Origin of the sequence: Kaistella antarctica (assembly GCF_900109615.1) — a bacterium.
GTDB classification, from domain to species: domain Bacteria; phylum Bacteroidota; class Bacteroidia; order Flavobacteriales; family Weeksellaceae; genus Kaistella; species Kaistella antarctica.
The window spans coordinates 47,598-65,704 of sequence record NZ_FOIX01000002.1 but is presented as its reverse complement, the minus strand read 5'-3'; the positions used below and the strand labels follow the sequence as shown (position 1 = coordinate 65,704).

15 protein-coding genes and 1 pseudogene are annotated in these 18,107 nt (G+C 31.9%); 10 read left to right on the top strand and 6 right to left on the bottom strand.

The genetic code is table 11. The features are described 5' to 3' along the window. Window positions 1-7: 7 nt before the first annotated feature. Window positions 8-700: a hypothetical protein gene (locus tag BMX49_RS04900; RefSeq protein ID WP_034717244.1), complete on the bottom strand. Its 693-nt coding sequence runs from the start codon at window positions 698-700 to the stop codon at window positions 8-10. Window positions 701-710: 10 nt separating this feature from the next. Further along, the gene (locus BMX49_RS04895) at window positions 711-968 is read right to left on the bottom strand and encodes a hypothetical protein (protein ID WP_034717246.1); all 258 of its coding nucleotides are present in this window, start codon (window positions 966-968) and stop codon (window positions 711-713) included. Between the two features lie 523 nt (window positions 969-1,491). Between BMX49_RS04895 and BMX49_RS14920 the strand changes: the two are divergent. Beyond that, a pseudogene (locus BMX49_RS14920) lies at window positions 1,492-1,719 on the top strand (SOS response-associated peptidase family protein); the annotation flags it as partial. A gap of 64 nt (window positions 1,720-1,783) precedes the next feature. Beyond that, window positions 1,784-2,173: a hypothetical protein gene (locus BMX49_RS04885; protein WP_034717251.1), complete on the top strand. Its 390-nt coding sequence runs from the start codon at window positions 1,784-1,786 to the stop codon at window positions 2,171-2,173. A 20-nt stretch (window positions 2,174-2,193) separates the two neighbouring features. On the opposite strand, the gene BMX49_RS04880 is transcribed toward BMX49_RS04885, so the two are convergent. From BMX49_RS04880 to BMX49_RS04870, 3 genes are all read right to left on the bottom strand, one after another. Beyond that, complete coding sequence (locus BMX49_RS04880) at window positions 2,194-3,843, bottom strand: phospholipase D-like domain-containing protein (RefSeq protein WP_034717254.1); 1,650 nt, start codon at window positions 3,841-3,843, stop codon at window positions 2,194-2,196. A 312-nt stretch (window positions 3,844-4,155) separates the two neighbouring features. Continuing rightward, entirely contained in the window at window positions 4,156-4,848 is a 693-nt protein-coding gene (locus BMX49_RS04875; protein WP_034717256.1) for a hypothetical protein, read from the bottom strand. 154 nt (window positions 4,849-5,002) lie between these two features. After that, window positions 5,003-5,800 (bottom strand): phospholipase D-like domain-containing protein, encoded by a 798-nt coding sequence (locus tag BMX49_RS04870; protein ID WP_034717257.1) that lies wholly within the window; start codon window positions 5,798-5,800, stop codon window positions 5,003-5,005. A gap of 448 nt (window positions 5,801-6,248) precedes the next feature. On the opposite strand from BMX49_RS04870, the gene BMX49_RS04865 reads away from it, so the two are divergent. Beyond that, complete coding sequence (locus tag BMX49_RS04865; protein ID WP_034717259.1) at window positions 6,249-6,863, top strand: recombinase family protein; 615 nt, start codon at window positions 6,249-6,251, stop codon at window positions 6,861-6,863. A gap of 351 nt (window positions 6,864-7,214) precedes the next feature. Here BMX49_RS04865 and BMX49_RS04860 read toward each other — a convergent pair whose 3' ends face one another. Then, the gene (locus BMX49_RS04860) at window positions 7,215-9,635 is read right to left on the bottom strand and encodes a hypothetical protein (protein ID WP_034717261.1); all 2,421 of its coding nucleotides are present in this window, start codon (window positions 9,633-9,635) and stop codon (window positions 7,215-7,217) included. A 565-nt stretch (window positions 9,636-10,200) separates the two neighbouring features. Here BMX49_RS04860 and BMX49_RS04850 point away from each other — a divergent pair. From BMX49_RS04850 to BMX49_RS14760, 7 genes are all read left to right on the top strand, one after another. After that, a complete protein-coding gene (locus BMX49_RS04850) occupies window positions 10,201-10,527 on the top strand; it encodes a hypothetical protein (RefSeq protein ID WP_126337191.1) in 327 nt (108 codons plus the stop codon). 89 nt (window positions 10,528-10,616) lie between these two features. Continuing rightward, window positions 10,617-10,826 carry a helix-turn-helix domain-containing protein gene (locus BMX49_RS04845; RefSeq protein WP_034717267.1) on the top strand — a complete coding sequence of 70 codons (210 nt, stop codon included), beginning with the start codon at window positions 10,617-10,619 and terminating at the stop codon, window positions 10,824-10,826. A gap of 6 nt (window positions 10,827-10,832) precedes the next feature. Beyond that, complete coding sequence (locus BMX49_RS04840) at window positions 10,833-12,056, top strand: tyrosine-type recombinase/integrase (protein ID WP_034717270.1); 1,224 nt, start codon at window positions 10,833-10,835, stop codon at window positions 12,054-12,056. A 65-nt stretch (window positions 12,057-12,121) separates the two neighbouring features. Further along, complete coding sequence (locus BMX49_RS04835) at window positions 12,122-15,184, top strand: Eco57I restriction-modification methylase domain-containing protein (RefSeq protein ID WP_034717271.1); 3,063 nt, start codon at window positions 12,122-12,124, stop codon at window positions 15,182-15,184. Window positions 15,185-15,202: 18 nt separating this feature from the next. Then, window positions 15,203-16,336: an AlbA family DNA-binding domain-containing protein gene (locus BMX49_RS04830; protein ID WP_034717272.1), complete on the top strand. Its 1,134-nt coding sequence runs from the start codon at window positions 15,203-15,205 to the stop codon at window positions 16,334-16,336. A gap of 168 nt (window positions 16,337-16,504) precedes the next feature. Next, window positions 16,505-16,861 carry a hypothetical protein gene (locus tag BMX49_RS04825; protein WP_034717275.1) on the top strand — a complete coding sequence of 119 codons (357 nt, stop codon included), beginning with the start codon at window positions 16,505-16,507 and terminating at the stop codon, window positions 16,859-16,861. Next, the gene (locus BMX49_RS14760; protein WP_051803584.1) at window positions 16,839-18,080 is read left to right on the top strand and encodes a restriction endonuclease; all 1,242 of its coding nucleotides are present in this window, start codon (window positions 16,839-16,841) and stop codon (window positions 18,078-18,080) included. Before BMX49_RS04825 ends, BMX49_RS14760 begins: the two co-directional genes overlap by 23 nt. The last annotated feature ends 27 nt before the right edge of the window (window positions 18,081-18,107 follow it).

Below are 18,107 nucleotides of genomic sequence, written 5' to 3'. Positions count from 1 at the left end.
TTTTTATTTACTCTAAAATGACATATTCCACATCATCTGCAGACTCATAATGTTTAATCGCCGCTATGGAGTAACTTTTCATAGTTACGTAATTAAATCCACCACCTATAACTGCTCCAACTCCAAATGGAATCAATTTACCTAGTGCTACACCGCCTCTTTTCGTTCCATATTTTGTTAGAATTGTAGTGCTTACGCGCTTATTAATTTTTTGTAACATTTTTCCCGTTACATGTCTATTAAATTGGGCAACTGCAACCTTAGTTCCAAGTTTTTCTGTCGCAATTTTTGCAGTTACTATTACGCCACTCCATATTCCTAAGATACTAATAAGGTCTTGATTAAAACCTTGAGTCATATCTTTGTCATTAATTATTCCAACTCCGTAACACATTCGCGCCATGCCTCTTAACATTAACATTAAATCACCTGTTACAGTTGTTCCTTCGACAACTACTTGCACTGCCGTTCCTAACCCAGGAATTATACTCGGGAATGCAGATGCAATACCAACAGATGTATAATTGTTTCTAATTCTCTTTGCAAATTTTTTACTTAATTCTATCTTAGTAAGTTTTGGATGACTTAATTTCAATTGGTTAACCTCATCTAACACATCGTCATATTTAGGGGCGACTAATTTTATTAAGTACAGTAAATCAAACTTTATATTTGTAAGATTACTAAATTCTTTTTCCATATCTGAATTCCTAAATATTATCTGCTATTTTTTTCAAGATAACAGAAGTATCTTGAGTTATGACGTGTTTTCTTTCAATGCTCTTTTCGATCATTGATCTGAAGTTGTCCCAGGAGATTTCACTTGAACTTATGTGGTTAAATTTTCCTGTTAATATATTATCATATCGATTGCGGATAGAAAAAGTGGTAGAATCCCAATTTAAATTCACCCATTCAAAGGAATGTTCGGCATTGTTAGGATTAATAAATTGGTCATTTACTTTCATTAAAAAATATTTAAAAAATATAAAATATAAATTATTATATTTTTGATTGTGAAATTGTTACTTATTAATCTAAAAGCATGAATGTATAAGAAGGAATCTTTATAATTTATAGCAAACTTTTAATTATTGCTAAAAATAGTTAAAATTTATATATAAAGTAAGGCAAACTTTTATTTAAATATGAGTCAAAATAAATGAAATAGATTACAAGTTAAAAATGTACGGCTTGTTCTACTTCCTTTCCGAAAACCCCAATCGTTACGAGTGAAAATTCAAATGCGGTTGTGTTAGGTGATTGGGGACTTACACCGTTTTGGGCAAAAAAACAGAGGTGTTTGAAAGATGACATTAAATGCAAGAGTAGAAACTCTAAGAGAAAGTAGAGTTACAAAAACTCTGTCTCCAATAGGAGCTTAATCTTAGTAAATGGTTTTTATGATTGGAAGTGGTTAAATTCCATAGGTGAAAAGAAGGAAAAATACTTCATTCATTTGGACAACGGTAATAACCATTTTCCCTTCGAGGGATTTATTATATTTGGGTAGATAAAAACAATAATGAAACCTTGACGAGCTTTTCTATTCTGACTTCCAACCTTAATGAATTAATCGCGGAAATCCATAATAAAAAAGAAAGGATGCCATTGGTGTTATCTAAAGATGCAGAACAACCTTGGTTGGCTGAACGACCAATAGATAATTTTTTATTCCCAAATTACGATCCCAAATTAATTGCTTTACATTTAATTTAGCACTCAAAATTCACTCTTATATACTGATTTATTTCTGTATTTTTATCACCAAAAATAAACTATAATGAAAAAACAAATCGTACAGTGGCTATTTACAAAAATTCTTCTTCCCTTTTTAAAAGATATTCTTGCTCAAATTCTGAAAGGTTTATCGAAATATGTCATCCAATATATTAGAGATCTTTTAGAAAAATGGAAAACAAAAGAAATGAAAGTTGCGAATACGGAAGAAGAAAAAGAAATTATTAAAAATAAATGGGATGAAAGAAAAGTTGATCTTGATAAAATGAACGACTCGGTCGATGAACATATTGACATAATTATGAAAGAGGCGATGGCTAATTCTGAGAAAAGAGTAGCGGAACTTCAAGATAAAAGTTCAGATGACAACATAATGGAACTTGTTGACAAAAGTTCTAATAAAAATCTACCTGAGTCTTCTGAATCGAAATAATAAGTAACAGGTAAAATAGATTAATATTTAATAATTTTAACATAATCAACTCCCAATGCATTTGTAATTACCACAAAATAAATGCCACTTGATTGGAGAGTTAGGTCAACACTTTTTATGTTGAAATCGCTCCATGTTTCTTGAATTATTTTTTTACCCGTAGCATCATAAATTCTTACATCACTATTACCGACGAAAATATTTTTACTTTGAATATTGATAACTCCGTTACTTGGGTTTGGATAGATGATATAGTTATTTTTTACCAATTGGTTTTCAACAACTGCTAATGGATTTGTGATGACTCCACCTGACAGTTTGAATAGAGACGCAAATGCTTGATAATATTGGTTGGCAATATTCAAGTCGTGAATGATTAATGTGTTTTCATCATTCCTATTTTCAGCGGAAGCACTCCAATTGTGAGATCCAACAAGCACTGTAGGATCAGATGAACTGTCGTAATTATCTACCACCATGAATTTATGGTGCATAACTCCTCTTGAAGTATCCGTTCTTACTCTGTTTGCACCGATCTCCGTCTGTAATAATGCCTTTTGGTTACCCTGTGGGTTTTGAGTATCCATTATAAGTTGCGTGGAACTTAATCCATTGTTGTATTTACTGATCAGTGCACCACTAATATCAGTTCTTGTAATTAACATTGTTGCTACGTTAATATCTGTATCCGCACTATTAATAACATCAATTATTTTGGATGTCGTACCATCACTTGGACTGAAATAACTGTTTACTATCTTGCCACCGATATTATAAGTGTGAGGTGTGTTATCTATCTTGTAAGGACCGAATCTCGAATTAAATGGTATAGGTGTACTTGTTGAAGATCCCCACATCTCTTCAAATTCGATTTGATAACCCAATGCTAAAGATTTGTCTTGGATGACAATTGCACTATTCTTGTCAGGCCCGTCAATCTGTGCAACCGTCCAATTTGTAGAACCCGTCCAAACGATTGGTTTATTTTCATCAGTACTATTTGCGTCAAAAATTAAAAACTTGTTGTGCATAATACCATAACTACTATTATTCGGACTCGCGAGTCTTGGAATCGAATTATTTAGTAATGGTATCATTGTACTTCCTGTACTACCATCATATATTATTCGCACTTGCACCCCTCGATCAAACGCATCATTTATCGCACCCGCAATTCCCGTTGTGGAACTTGGAGAATATGAGTTGTAGATCGCGATGTCAAGTGAACTTGATGTTGAATTAATGTACGAAATTAACTTATCATCTAAGGTATTCCCAAGATTAACTGCGTTTTGTCCTTGAGCGTACGATGTGTCAACGGGATGGTTAAAGTAAACGTCAATCGTCCCTGTGGATCTTGATCGGGATGCAATGGATACAGTTTGAGGAGTTTCACTTGTACCATCCAACAGTTGATAGTCTAAGGTAATTATTGTGCTTGGTTCTGCATCTACTATCGTGTATTTGTAACCATTATTATCATTATAATGTATTTGAACGTCTTTCTTAAAGAGTCCACTATATGCCTTTGCAATTACAGGGTAATGGAAATCAAGTTCAATATTATTATCATTATAATAAATCGTAAAATCTTTTTGTTTGGAAGAAATCTGACTGAAAATCAAAATACTTTGAAAGAAGAGGATGGAAATAAGTAGTTGTTTTCTCATAACGTTAGTGTTTTTAAAGTTCTACTAAATTACAAAAATTAGATCTCATATATTTGTTTCTATAGAATCTAACTGTCTGATTTATATAGTTTCATAGCTCTTATTCTGAAAAAAATTTTAAAATTTTTTTTTGGACTTTATCGTTTCATAGAGAGAATGTAAAAATACGACCTAATTTTGGCCAAAAAAATTTGTAATGGTCTACGGATCCCCCCTGTTACAATACGAAAAAAGACAATAATAGAGGTAGGATACGGGGCCGGGATCCCCATGTATACACAAAATTATAACTGAAAATACTTACAACTTTACTTATGAAAAATCAAAGTCTTTCACATTTTCAAATCTATTTTGTAAATAATTAAAAAACTTCTTGTGGTTATTGAATCCATTTGTAGATATCACGTGTTTTTCTTCATCATTTTTGTGGTAATAACCTTGCATTTCTATCTCTGACACTTCTATGCTGCCTGAATTAATGAATAATCCAAAAGGGGTTTCACAATTTCTACTAATGACATAAGCATCATGAAATTTCATTTCTCCCAAAAATTGGTCATTATTATTGGAAGTTGAATAGGGAGACCAATGCACATCAATTGGAATAATTCCGCTATCATTTAATGAATATTTAATTGATTGAGAAGTGTTTTGCAATATTGATAACCGAACCCCCAATAAGTTTGCGTGTTCAGAAGATTTGCTTGCATCTGCAAATTCACCTCCATTTTCATCATAAATATTTTTGAATAATCCTTTTGATACGATATAGTATGCAATGGATGCGATTTTCTGCCTTTCATCTGCGTCAAAAGTAAACCCTTCGTCATCCAACATCATCGTTAAAAGTAAAGAGCAGTACTGAAAATCCTCACAGTTTCCAAACCCTTTTACGTCTTGAAAATTTGACAATACTGTTTGATAATATGCATAAAGGATACTCCGAGGTAGAAATTCAGATTCAAGATCTGACATTAATTTGTGTGTTTGTTGATTTAATTTCATCTATTTATATATTTGGTTTACTATTAACTACTAAAATTTTTATATAATCGAAACATGAGACCTCCCCAAAAATTCATTTGAATAACTAAAACGTCAACTACATTCTAAAATCATTTAGATAAAGTAATATTCTACTCCTGCCCCTTTAATTATTCTATTTTATCGCAAGCTGATCAAGTCGCTTTTGGGCTTTTTCGAGAATGTCTTTGTCGAACAAAATTTGATATTTTTCCTTCAACACTATCGTTTCAAAACTAATATCAAGTCTATTTATTTCCCACAATTTTATTAATCCTGAATGGAGCTTATCTGTACCATGACTGATGAGACGGCTTGCGCCACCTATTGCCCCATAATTGTAGATATACGAAATTACATTTGTTGAGTTGATTTTTGCCCCTGCGAGGTTTGCTTCTTTAATTGTAGTTATAAATTCTTTTTCTAATTCCTCCTCAAGTTTAATAAATTCCTCTTCCTTATTTTCAGCATTCAAGTTGTCATTACTTACGAGTTTTAATTTATCATATTCGGTTACGATTTTCTTTAAGTTATTAAAGCGAATTGTAAATTGCTTGATGAGTTGCAAATCAACACTTTCAATAACAAATTCGTGATTACGAAATTCTGCGGAGTAAGTCCAATTGTAAGAACCCGCTACGAGTTTGCTATTATCAAATAGTGCGAATTTGTCGTGTAAAAATCTGCCACTCTTTGTGGGAACAATAAATACTTCTCCTCCTTTGGCAATAAACTTTTCATAATTTACTGTTTGATTTTGGTAATGGTCGCTAATGATAATTTGAACTTTACATCCAACGTCTAATTTATCAGTAAGTTGTCCAAGAAAGTCTAACGATGTTAGCCAAGCTACAGATACTAAAATACTGCTATTTGAATTTTCAATGTTTAGCTGTATCTTTTTTTTTTTCCCGTTGAATGATGCTTTTGTCATTAATTTGCTGATTGAAAATTATGGAAGATGTCTAATATAGAATTTTGGATAAATAAATGTTTTTATTTTCGACATTATAATACCAAATATTAGTCACAAGTTACGTCAGAAATTTGAAGATGTAATACAAAAAATTATTCGGTCTTTTAAAATTAAAAATCTCAAGCACAATTTTTCATTATAGATTCTTTTAAATTTATTTTCCTATAATGTCCGTATTTGTTTAGCGGTGGTTTAGTAAAAGTAAACCTAATTAGTTTCAAAACTTTCATGCAATTCTTACTGTAGATCTTTTCTATTTTGTTCTGCTTAATCGTTGTAGTACTATTAACTAAGGTTATAAAGTACGCAAATTATATAGCTACAATCTAACGGAAAAGTGAGGCAATTTGCACTATTTGTGGTAATTATGCCCTTACATTAATAAGTACACAAAATTAAACGCATTATGAAAGTACGTTATCACAGAATAAGTAATCAATACACTCAAACCGCAAACAGGTTGGAAGCAGATAAAGAAATTTATGAAAAAGAATTTTTCGATAAAATTTCGGGAACTGTAAATTTTAAGGATCGACCACAAGCCAAAGAATTAATTAAACTGATCGAAAAGAAAAAAATTAATGAGGTACATGTAGTTGAACTAAGCAGATTAGGGAGAAATACAAGTGATGTCATTCTTACACTTGAATGGATGGAAGAACAGGAAGTTAATGTGGTTATTAAGAATATTGGTTTACAAACAAGACCTGATGGTAAAAGAAATCCTATCGCCAAACTTATAACATCCATATTATCAAGTATTTACGATTTAGAACGTACAAATACGGCTGAGAGGAGTGCACAGGGGGTAGCTGCTTTTTTAGCTCGCGGTGGTATTTTGGGGAAAAGAAAAGGAGATACATTGTCAGATGCGGATTTTATGAAAAAACCTACAAGTAAAAAATGTTTAGAATACTTGAAAAAAAGTAGGTCAATCCGTGAGACAGCTAAGATTTGTGATATATCGACTAAAACTGTACAAAAGGTAAAAAGAATCGCTATTAAGCATGATATTTTATAATCTGAAAGTGGATTTATTATAATGATTATAATTCCTGTATTACTAATACATGGATTTATATTAATCAGTATAAATCCTGTAATACAATTAAGCAAACCAACTTAATTTCTTCCTGTGAGAGAAAAATGATCAAAACCACCCCATTTCAGGGCTGAGTCTATATCTCTCAGGCAAAGCAAATCCTTTTTATCTTTAGCGGACCGTCTCGCACCTCTCATTACTAAACACATGCTTAGTTTTTGAATTATAATAACTATACTTAGGTCCCATATCTAAATCCGACAAAAAAGGGATCCAACTTATGTAATATTTACACATTTGCACCATAAAAGTACATCAGGACCCCACATTTTAACATATTTTATCCATATCAAACTCATCTGTCAGTAATAGAGGGAAATTAGAATAGACATTAATAAAACATGGTTCTATAAGTGCTCTTCCTCGACCTATTGCTTGTATTTGATCTGATTCAATTAAAGATAATTGAATCATCCGCAACTGCTCATTATCGAAGCATTTAAACATGAACTCAAATCCATTGCGTTGAATCTTTTGATAACTCATGGGTGATTTATTAATCTCGAAATCAACGCCCATTGCCTTACCCAATAAAAAGTACATTATATTGCTTTTGTGTGGAGTTCCTACGATAGTAATATTCTGACCCTTTAATTTATCACTCCCCGAGCAATTACCAAAGTATATTTCCTTTTCAGCAGTTGGAAATAGATCAACATGACCTTTAAAGGTTATGACTTTTGAATTTCCGATTTTTGAAATAAGATTGTCCACCTTCTTGTAATTCATCAATGAATCTCTCGAAAATGATCTATACGTATACTGTTTTATATGCCCAAATTGTTCAACATTTCGTATATCCAAAATTTTAAAATTAGTCTCAGGATATAGTTTCTTGTATATCTCAATTGGGATAGTAGCGGACATTATTATTACCTTTTTACCGATAGGAAATGGTTTCTTAATAATGTAGTGAATCTGCTCATTAAATTTTATGAAGCAATCACTTTTGAAAAATGAGAAAACATTTGACTCGATACCCGCTATGCTACATTTTTCAATCATCTCATCCAAATCAATTGGAAAATTTGGTGTATCGTATATAGCATTACTGAGCGACACTAAGTAGTCTCGTACATTCTTATCGGGTTCATATTGAAAGAATAAGTGTGAAATGTCGTCTATCGTTGTTTTTTTAATTTCAACAAGATCACTCAATGGATCTTCATCGAAAATAATTGTCTCGTGCGGTAACGAGTCGGAATTTGTTACTCTCGAATGTGTTGTTAACACAGATTTATCGAGATTTCCGCAAGCCTCCAACTGCAAAATATAATTGATGGCACTGTTTTTATCATCTTGATTTGATGAGTATCTACCGTCTGCAATAGCACGAATTAATCCCATTGCCTTATTCGGTAATCCAACGTCATATAAGTGTCCAATTCTCTTGGTAATCGATGAATCTGAAAAGACTATCGAATCAGGAGTTAAAGTGTAATCTACACTCATCCTTCCACCCACTTCATTCTTAAGCGCATTTGTCGGGAGTGCAATTATAACTTTTTCCACTCCTGTTATCTTATGGGTTATGCCAAATGCAGTAGGTAACGCATAAATGTAAACTGTATCTGTTTCCGAGTTGTTTAGAACCTCATTAAAGTTTTTTTCAAAAATCTTCTTTGCAGGCTCAAGTTTCATCTTTGCAGGTTGGTCCAAAATTTTAATGAAGCCCGTTACATTTTTAATAGCGGAAACAATGTCATACAAATCTTCGTCTTCGTCATAAGGTGAAAATGAGTGAATGAGTTGGGGTTTGTAATTACTATTCCTAATATAGGTTACAGTGCTGTAATTATCATCGGTATACCCTGTCCTTCCCAAATCATTAAAATGTTTCATTGTGTTCCTCATCTTTTTTAGTCCACCCTCAACATATTTTAGATTACTCGCCAATCCAAAAATTTCAGGATGGGTTAACCATGCTCCTGAAAGGAATTCATCCAATATTTTTACTTTCTTTCGGTCTTCGTCCCAATTAATGAGATTCCTCCCACTTAAGTAGGAAGGAAGAGAAGAGGTGGAATTTTCTGCTTTAAAACCATCATCACTATAGTTATTATATAAGGATTGCGATATTAAAGCAGAATTTTCCTTCAATTTAATAATGCCACGAGGTAATCCATTGTCTTTAGAAATAATTTTAACATTAGTAAATACTAAGAACTTACTAAGAGAAATTGGAACTGTAGAGGTTATATACGAAGAAATACCACCGTAAAATATTCGCGATTCATCCTTACAGGCTGTATCAATGATAAAAAACTGCTCAAGTTTCTTCATGATTTTATCATATACTTTATGACCCTTAATAGACTGATCAAAAAATAGAACAACCCTGAATTTGCGCAGTTCGGGTGAGTCTCCAAATGTCGTATACCATACGTTTGGTGTTATATCAAATTCCTTAAACTTATTATAAACTTCCTCAACGGTTTGTAGCCCCTTGTCAAAATCTAACCCTATTACTGATGATTCCAACCATGATGCCTTACTTCTTTTCCCGTTAAATACTCCACCACTCCACGAATGAGCATATGGTCTCAGTATCAATTGTGAAAATTCCGTTATTGTTTTTTCTGTCGTTCGAAGTGAATTGTCAACTCTGCCAAAATATATTTTCGTAGGTCCCTCGAACTTAATATTGAAAACATCTTTAGTTACTGATAATTTATATCTCTTTTCTTCCATTACTTATTTTATTAATGATTCTATGCGGTTTACCCGACTTACTGAAATTATAGTGGAAAATGATTCAGAAGTAAATAGGAAGGAATAAAAATTATTATCTGTTAGCATTCCGTTAGCATTGCAAGTAGATTTCCAACCGTATTATGGAGTTAAATACGTTTAAGGATAACATGTTTTTTACTCTAATGATTAGAGTAAAAAACATATTTTCCTATTCTGACCTCCAACTATGTCAGATTTGTAAAGTAGATTTTAAAATTTTTCAAAAAAAAATGATAAAAAAACAAAAATCAAAGATTAAAACAAACTTCGCCCAATCCATCAGTGACTCACAATCAAAAAATATAATGAATTTATAATTATAGTGGTATTTATTTACGAATATAATATTGATTACTGTTATATTATTTGACTTTCTTGTTTTAAAAGGTTATCATTTGAATATACAACAACATAAGAGGAGTTGTCAAAAATATTATGAATGTATCTCAAAAGAGAAGAACCCAATTAGGGAAAATTAAAAAAAATTATTATGAAATTTAAAAAATTAAATTATTTAGCGGTATTGAGTAAAATACCACAGGGCAACTTATATGATCCAAAATTCAATGAATGCCTGATCGGGATAACAGAACATAACAACCCTGTTTACCATTTTTTCAGATTATTAGAATTATTGTATAGAGAAATTTATCAAGAAGATTTACAATTTATAAGAGACAACGAAATTACGTTCAGTGTAATTATGGAGGAAGTCAATTCCCGTATCGAAATTATGGAAACAACTTTTCATACTAATTTAGGAACTCCCATAATTTGTAAAGATGCTGAGTTTCTTACTCAAACCTATAATAACTTATTAGAAGGAAGTTGGTCTGAATTTGTAAATTAATAATAAAGCATTTTAATAATTATGCCAAAATTAAACAAAGGCGTAGCATTGCGTTACGTCTTTGTTTTTTAACATTAAAAAAAAGCAATATGAAAATCAAAGAATATATGGATATAAAATCCCTTGTAGAATATATCCCGCTCACCATATCAACAGTATATACAATGGTGCACAAGCAAAAGATACCTTTTAATAAAATAGGAAAAAAATTAGTATTCAATCGAGAAGAAATAGACGATTGGATAAAGAATGGTCAACAAACCAAAATGAATATTAAACTACCACAAATAAAAATTTAAAATAGTATGGCAACATGTAAATTAGTCTTGGACACTCGACATATCGATAAAAAAGGAGAGCACAATCTCGCAGTTGAAGTCAATTGGGGGAAAAATAAATGTTTTTTAAACATTACGAAGATGAGTAAGGAATTATATAATGATGTTCTTATCAAAAAATCAACTAACAAGGATTACACTAAATTTAGGAACGATTGTCAGAAGCGAGTAAACCGTGCTGAAGAGATTGTAAACGAAATGCAGACTTTCGACCGTCAACTATTGAAAGATCGTTTCTTTAATAAGGGACAACCCGAAACCGCAGAAGAATCTATAACCGTTATAAGTCTTTTTAACAGATACATTGAAGAGAGATCTCACTTAGCCTTAGGAACGATTCAAAAAATGAGAAATTCAAGAAATGCATTCACAACTGATAACAAGGAATTATCAATTGCTGAGATAAATAAACAATTCTTAGAAAAATTTCAACGGACGAAATTAAAAAACGGGAACTCAAATAACTACGTTGCAGGTATCTTTAGAGACTTGCGAACAGTCATCAATTATTTCTCCAACAACGGAAAGATCCCAACGGATTATAAATATCCTTTTGGGGGAGATGGGTTAAAAATCTGTAATACCTTTCCAAAGAAACAAGTGTTAGATGCTGTTGAATTACAAACGTTCCTAAATTATTCTGACTTCGAAAACAAAGGTGAGGAATATGCCCGTGACATTTGGGAAATATTATATCTGTGTAATGGAATCAATTTCGCAGACCTGTTCAGATTGAGATGGGATCAGAAAAAAGGAGATCATTTTGTATTTTATAGAAAGAAAACCGAAAACACCCGTAAAAATCACAAAAAAGAAATCGTGGTTCCCATGAGTGATCGACTTCAGTTATTATTGGATAAAGTGGGAAATACCGCAAGTCCTTTTGTTCTCGGTAAATTGGTGGACGATTATAAAGATCAGTATTTCGCCAACAAAATCCATAAGTATCGGGGAAAGATTAATAAAAATTTAGTCATCATATCTAAAAAGTTAAACTTACCGATCGAAATGAATTTATCCAAAGCAAGAGATTGCTATGCAACCACTTTAAATCGAAATGACACACCGATTAATATCATCTCTGAAATGTTGGGTCATTCCAACAGTACTGTTACACAACATTACTTAGCCTCAATGGATTTAGAAACCACCTTTAAAACCAACTCTGTTCTGTTACACGGTGGAAATTAACTCCATTTAGACATTAAGTTGCGGAATGTTCACCAATTGTTTAATTTTAATGTTTAAATTTAAATATGTTTCAGAAAACGATTATTTCCAAATATCTCAAAACGCAAAACAAAGAAAATCTCATTATCCAATGGGATTTATTTTGTGCACATTTTCACAACCATGAGATTCAAGAAAATATTCGGAATTCTAAAGAGGAACAGTATCAAGAAGGATTTCTGAGAGATTTATTCGTCAAAATATTTGGTTACACCTTAAACCCAACAATTGGTTTCAATCTTACAACCGAATACAAAAACATAAAAGACAGTAAAAAGGCGGATGGTGCAATTATCATTGATGAAAACGTAGTTGGTGTTATAGAACTGAAAGGAACGAATACCACGGATCTTGGGAAGGTCGAAGAACAGGCGTTTAATTACAAAAATAACCAAACAGGATGCAAGTACGTTATAACGTCTAATTTCGAAAAAATTAGATTATATATTGATGACTCGGTAAGGTTCGTAGAATTCAATCTTTTCACCCTTCAAAAGGATGACTTTAATCTACTCTATCTACTCCTATCATTCGACAACATTAAAAACGATATCCCTAATAAATTAAAAGATGAATCTCTTAATCAGGAAGATATTGTTACTAAGAAACTGTACAAGGACTACTCTATTTTCAAAAGAGAATTATTCCAAAATTTAACACTTCTTAATCCTGAGTACGATCCTCTACTCCTTTTCCAAAAGTCGCAAAAATTATTAGACAGACTTCTGTTCTTGCTCTTTGGAGAAGATCGAGGTTTGTTACCACCCAACTCTGTAAGACAGATTTTAGAGCAGTGGGATAAACTGAAAGATTTAGATGCTTACGACCCGCTTTATAATCGTTATAAAAAGTACTTTGGATATCTGAATACAGGATTCAAAGGAAAGAATCACGATGTCTTCGCTTACAATGGCGGTTTGTTTAAAGAGGATGAGATCTTGGATCAGATTAAGATTGATGATGACCTACTTTACCAACACACTTTTAGATTATCTCAATACGATTTTGCAAGTGAAGTTGATGTCAATATTCTTGGACACATCTTCGAAAACTCGCTCAATGAAATCGATGAGATTAAGGCGCAGTTGGATGGAACTGAAATCGACAAGTCCAAAACGAAAAGAAAGAAGGACGGAGTTTTCTACACCCCAAAATACATCACCAAATACATTGTCGAAAATACGGTGGGTAAACTCTGTGAGGAAAAGAAAACCGAATTTCAAATTGTAGAAGAAGATTATTTTACAGATAAAAAACGCCAACAGAAAACAAAGGAAAACCTGTTGGGTAAATTGGATCAATACCGTAGTTGGCTATTGCAAATTACCATTGTAGATCCTGCGTGTGGTTCAGGTGCGTTTCTGAATGAAGCCCTGAATTTTCTGATTGAAGAACACCAATATGTTGACGAGTTGGAAGCCAAATTACTCAACGTTCCAATTATTTTCAGTTATCATTCTGAGAGTATTTTAGAACACAATCTTTTTGGAGTAGATCTAAACGAAGAATCCGTTGAGATTGCGAAACTTTCTCTTTGGTTAAGAACCGCAGAACCCAACAGGAAACTGAATAGTTTGAATGATAACATCAAGTGTGGAAACTCATTAATTGATGATCCTGACGTTGCCGGCGACAAAGCATTTAATTGGGAGAGAGAATTCCCTCAGGTTTTTAGTAAGGGTGGTTTTGATGTAATTGTTGGGAATCCCCCATACGTAGATGTAAAATCTTTGGATAAAATAATTGTTAAACATTTATTTGAAATATTTAAAACTGCTAACAACAGAATTAATTTATACTCATCATTTATTGAAAAGTCAGTAAATTTATTGAATAATGAAGGAGTTTCATCATTGATAATTCCTTCTTCTTTACTTACTCAAGAATCTTATAAAGATCTAAGAAAATTACTATTAAAAGAAACTACAATCCAAAGTATCGTTAGGCTTCCCAATGAATCTTTTGGCGGTGGTTCAGGTGAAGTGAAAGTTGACACGATAATCCTAACATTTAAAGCAGAAATCAGTACTGAATCTTCAGTTGAAATAATCGCTTATAAAGGTTTTGATAGAATTAGTGAAATCTCCTCTATCACGGCAGACTTACATTCTTTTATTGATCCTCTTAAATGGAAAAATGATGACAATTTCCTCTTTCGCATTAATGTAGATAATTTAAATACCCAAATACTTAATAGATGCCAAGTAGATACTCTTAAACTTGTTGACTGTGTTGAGTTTTGTTTAGGTTTAACTCCTTATGACAAATATAAAGGTCACTCGCAAGATCAAATAAAAGATAGAGTATTTCACTCAGTCGAGCAAAAAGATTTGACTTTCAGAAAATTATTAGCAGGAAATGATATAAGAAGATATAACGTTACTTGGGGTGAGAAAGAGTGGATAAGTTATGGTAAATGGTTGGGTGCACCAAGAGAGAAAAAATTTTTTACAGACAAAAGAATTCTTGTAAAGCAAATAATTGATTGGTCAGATAAGAGAATATGGGCTGCTTTGACAACAGAGGAATTGTACAACTCTCAGAATGCGTTTAATCTAATTCCTAAAGATGGCTATCAAGCAGAATATTTAATAGCCGTTATAAATAGTAAACTAATGTCTTTCTACCACAAGAAGCAATTTTTAGAGGAATTTAAAGATAGATTTCAAAAAATACTTATAAAAGATGCTAAAGAATTTCCAATAAAAAAATTATCACCTGTGAATCAGACATTATATGTTGAGAAAACTAATTTAATGTTACGCATAAACAAAGAATTGGTGGAAATTTCAGGTAAATTTCAAAGGACTTTAAAAAGAGAATTTTCCATAGAAAGTCTCTCAAACAAGTTACAAAGTTGGTATCAATTATCGTATGATGATTTCCTAAAAGAACTGAAAAAACAAAAGGTAGAACTTACCCTTTCCCGCAAGGCAGATTGGGAACAGTACTTTGACCAAGAGAAAAACAAAGCAATACAAATCCAATCTCAAATCACTTCTACCGATCAGGAAATAGATCGCATGGTTTATGAACTTTACGGGTTGACGGAGGAGGAAATTGCGATTGTGGAGAAAGGGTTAATTTAACATACAGAACATTATAAAATGGCAAATATTCATTACGAAGTAAGGATCAAGATTATAAAGAATGTTCATGACGGAAAATTCAATTTTCTTGAAGAAACGAGGGAATTTGAAAATCAGAATCCTATTATAGCACGAAATGACGCATTTAAATTTTACGCTCAATTCATAGCGATCCTTCACGAAGATGAGAGAACTAAACTTTCTAACAAAGATGAAGAACCTTTGAAAATTTTCTTGGAAGGTGACGACGTTTATATGAACAATTTTGGAAATGAAATTGGAATTTACGCGATCATAAATAAATCTTTGAATGAGGATGTGGATGACGGAGATAGTTTATTTATTCATGGAATAAAGTATAGAGGAACTAACTTCGAAGCCATAATGAACAACTTAGATTGGGAGTATCAACAATATATTCTAAATTCATATAATACTAATAAGTTAGAAGTTGAAATATCATTTTACGATAGAGATGAATGGGCAGAAGGGTACTTAGGTAATGGTAAATGGGAAGAAAGTTATTTCGAACCAAGCACTCATACAATACTCAAAACCCCCATCGATTGGGAGGGAATGGACGAGGAATATTGGTGGGATCACGCTAAAAAGTCTGAGAATAATAAACCTACATCTGAAACTGATCAATTTACACCTGCGGATTTAATCAAGCTCGGTGAAGGAAAACAGATCGAGTTTAAGCCTTCCCTACTTTATAATTTCAAGACTAAACAAGGAGGAATCGGTGTTAAACAAATTATTGCTAAGACCATTGCTTCTTTTCTAAATACACAAGGAGGTTTTTTATTGATTGGAGTCCAAGACAATGGAAATGTCACAGGTCTCTCAAATGACTTTTCCTTATGCGAGGATAAGAATGAAAATGACTTTTTTCGATTAGAATTTGATGACATGATTTCACAGTTTTTAGGAAATAAGGTTGTAAACAATATATCAGGTGATTTCCATACCATTGATGAAAAAGAAGTTTTTATAGTTACTGTTAGACCATTACAATCCTTCCCTGCATTTTTAAAAGAGAGAGAAGGGAAAAAGTTTTTTGTTAGAGGTAATGCATCGTCACGGCAGATAGAAGAAGTGGATGATATTGTAAATTATTGTATAGAAAGATTTAATAACAAATCGAAATAAAGCAGTACAAATCCAACCTCAGATAATTTCTACCGATCAGGAAATAGATCGCATGATGCATGAAATTTATGGACTGACTGAGGAGGAAGTGGGATTGTGGAGAAGAGTAAAGTTAATAGGGTCATTAACTATGTTAAAATAATTTAAATGTAATTTTTATAAAATATAATGAGAAGAAATAACGCAACAGACTTTTTTTTTGGAATCATTCTTATAGTTTTTACGTTTTTCTGTGTGCTTGCTTTCCTAAAAGCAGGTTTACATATGGTTATGAAATTCTTTGGATTCCAATTCAACGACGATAATACGGAGAGTATTATCCTTAGCGTATTTATTATTCTTGTGGTATTATTAATTATTTACTTTAACAGAATTAAAGAATACATATTACTTAAAAAAGACCTTGTTTTTAAAAGAAAATATTTAGAAATTTTATTACAGAATTATAAAAATGAGTTAGAAACAAAAAAGGCTAATTATCAAAATATAAAAAATAGAATTGATGAAATTGATGAAATTCTTTAGCGAAAAATTTTCCGATTACTTAAAAAAATTGAATGAGATAAAACTACTCAACAAAGATTTAGAGGTGAAAATAAATTCTAAATATACCGATACATTGACAAAAATTGAATCTTTAAAAGTTATTGCAGAAAAAATTCAATTAGAGAAGAATCAATTAGATGTTCAAACAAAAAGCAGATTAGACCAAATAGAAATTGAGACTAATTACAAAAAAAATGAATTAGAAGAACTTACACAAAATTTACAAAATGTGTACGATAAAACTTTTAATTCTGTTGAATGGCTTTCAAACAAATATGCAGAGTTCTACTTTCTTTTAGATAAGAAACGGATCGTAATGCCCGTGCATAAGATTGCAAGCAAATGTTCAGATGCACAAATAATGTTTAGTCGAGAAAATCGAAACTTACGAAAAAGAAACATGTCTCTTGAACTACAGTTGAAACAGATTGAAAGCTTAATACCTGAAGTTGAAGATTTGATTGATACTACTCCTGACGACATATTTTTAGATGACTCCACCCAAGAAACTGAAGATAAAATAGATATACTTGTTTCTGAAACTGAAAAAAAACAGTTGTCAAAAACTGAAATTCTTCAGAAAGCATTAGATAATTATGTAAAGAGGAAGATGAATAAATCGGAGGTTGGCGCAGACTATGAGAGATATATCGGTCACATTTACGAGAAAAAAGGTTATAAAGTTATTTATCATGGAATAAAAAAGGGAATTAATGATTTGGGGATTGATTTAATTTGCAAGAAAGGAAGTGAAACCTTGCTGATACAATGCAAAAATTGGAGGAGAAGTATACAAATTCATGAAAATGCAATAAATCAATTATTCGGTACATCTATGAAATATTACTTAGACAACTACGATCACTCCCTTATCGGTCTTAAAGGTACTTTATTTGAGGAAATTGGAATCCCATTTGACAATAATTTACAACCGATATTCGTAACTACCACTGATCTTACAGACAGAGCTTTAGAATTCGCAAATGCATTGAAAATAAAAATTGTCATTGTCCCTTACGAAAAAAATTATCCGCGGATAAAATGTAATATTGGAAAAGACGGAAAGATATATCATCTACCGTTCGATCAAAAATATGATATTACGCAAAACATTAATAACGGTGGAGTTAACGCTCTAACAATAGTAGAAGCAGAAAAATTAGGTTATCGCAAGGCGTTTCGTTGGAGGGGCGAATGATAGATCTAAGAATATTTACGATAAAGT

What these genes read in the sequence shown, in the direction of transcription:
- BMX49_RS04900 (WP_034717244.1), bottom strand. Translation starts at nt 700, where the DNA reads ATGGAAAAAGAATTTAGTAATCTTACAAATATAAAGTTTGATTTACTG.
- BMX49_RS04895 (WP_034717246.1), bottom strand. Translation starts at nt 968, where the DNA reads ATGAAAGTAAATGACCAATTTATTAATCCTAACAATGCCGAACATTCC.
- BMX49_RS04885 (WP_034717251.1), top strand. Translation starts at nt 1,784, where the DNA reads ATGAAAAAACAAATCGTACAGTGGCTATTTACAAAAATTCTTCTTCCC.
- BMX49_RS04880 (WP_034717254.1), bottom strand. Translation starts at nt 3,843, where the DNA reads ATGAGAAAACAACTACTTATTTCCATCCTCTTCTTTCAAAGTATTTTG.
- BMX49_RS04875 (WP_034717256.1), bottom strand. Translation starts at nt 4,848, where the DNA reads ATGAAATTAAATCAACAAACACACAAATTAATGTCAGATCTTGAATCT.
- BMX49_RS04870 (WP_034717257.1), bottom strand. Translation starts at nt 5,800, where the DNA reads ATGACAAAAGCATCATTCAACGGGAAAAAAAAAAAGATACAGCTAAAC.
- BMX49_RS04865 (WP_034717259.1), top strand. Translation starts at nt 6,249, where the DNA reads ATGAAAGTACGTTATCACAGAATAAGTAATCAATACACTCAAACCGCA.
- BMX49_RS04860 (WP_034717261.1), bottom strand. Translation starts at nt 9,635, where the DNA reads ATGGAAGAAAAGAGATATAAATTATCAGTAACTAAAGATGTTTTCAAT.
- BMX49_RS04845 (WP_034717267.1), top strand. Translation starts at nt 10,617, where the DNA reads ATGAAAATCAAAGAATATATGGATATAAAATCCCTTGTAGAATATATC.
- BMX49_RS04840 (WP_034717270.1), top strand. Translation starts at nt 10,833, where the DNA reads ATGGCAACATGTAAATTAGTCTTGGACACTCGACATATCGATAAAAAA.
- BMX49_RS04835 (WP_034717271.1), top strand. Translation starts at nt 12,122, where the DNA reads ATGTTTCAGAAAACGATTATTTCCAAATATCTCAAAACGCAAAACAAA.
- BMX49_RS04830 (WP_034717272.1), top strand. Translation starts at nt 15,203, where the DNA reads ATGGCAAATATTCATTACGAAGTAAGGATCAAGATTATAAAGAATGTT.
- BMX49_RS04825 (WP_034717275.1), top strand. Translation starts at nt 16,505, where the DNA reads ATGAGAAGAAATAACGCAACAGACTTTTTTTTTGGAATCATTCTTATA.
- BMX49_RS14760 (WP_051803584.1), top strand. Translation starts at nt 16,839, where the DNA reads ATGAAATTGATGAAATTCTTTAGCGAAAAATTTTCCGATTACTTAAAA.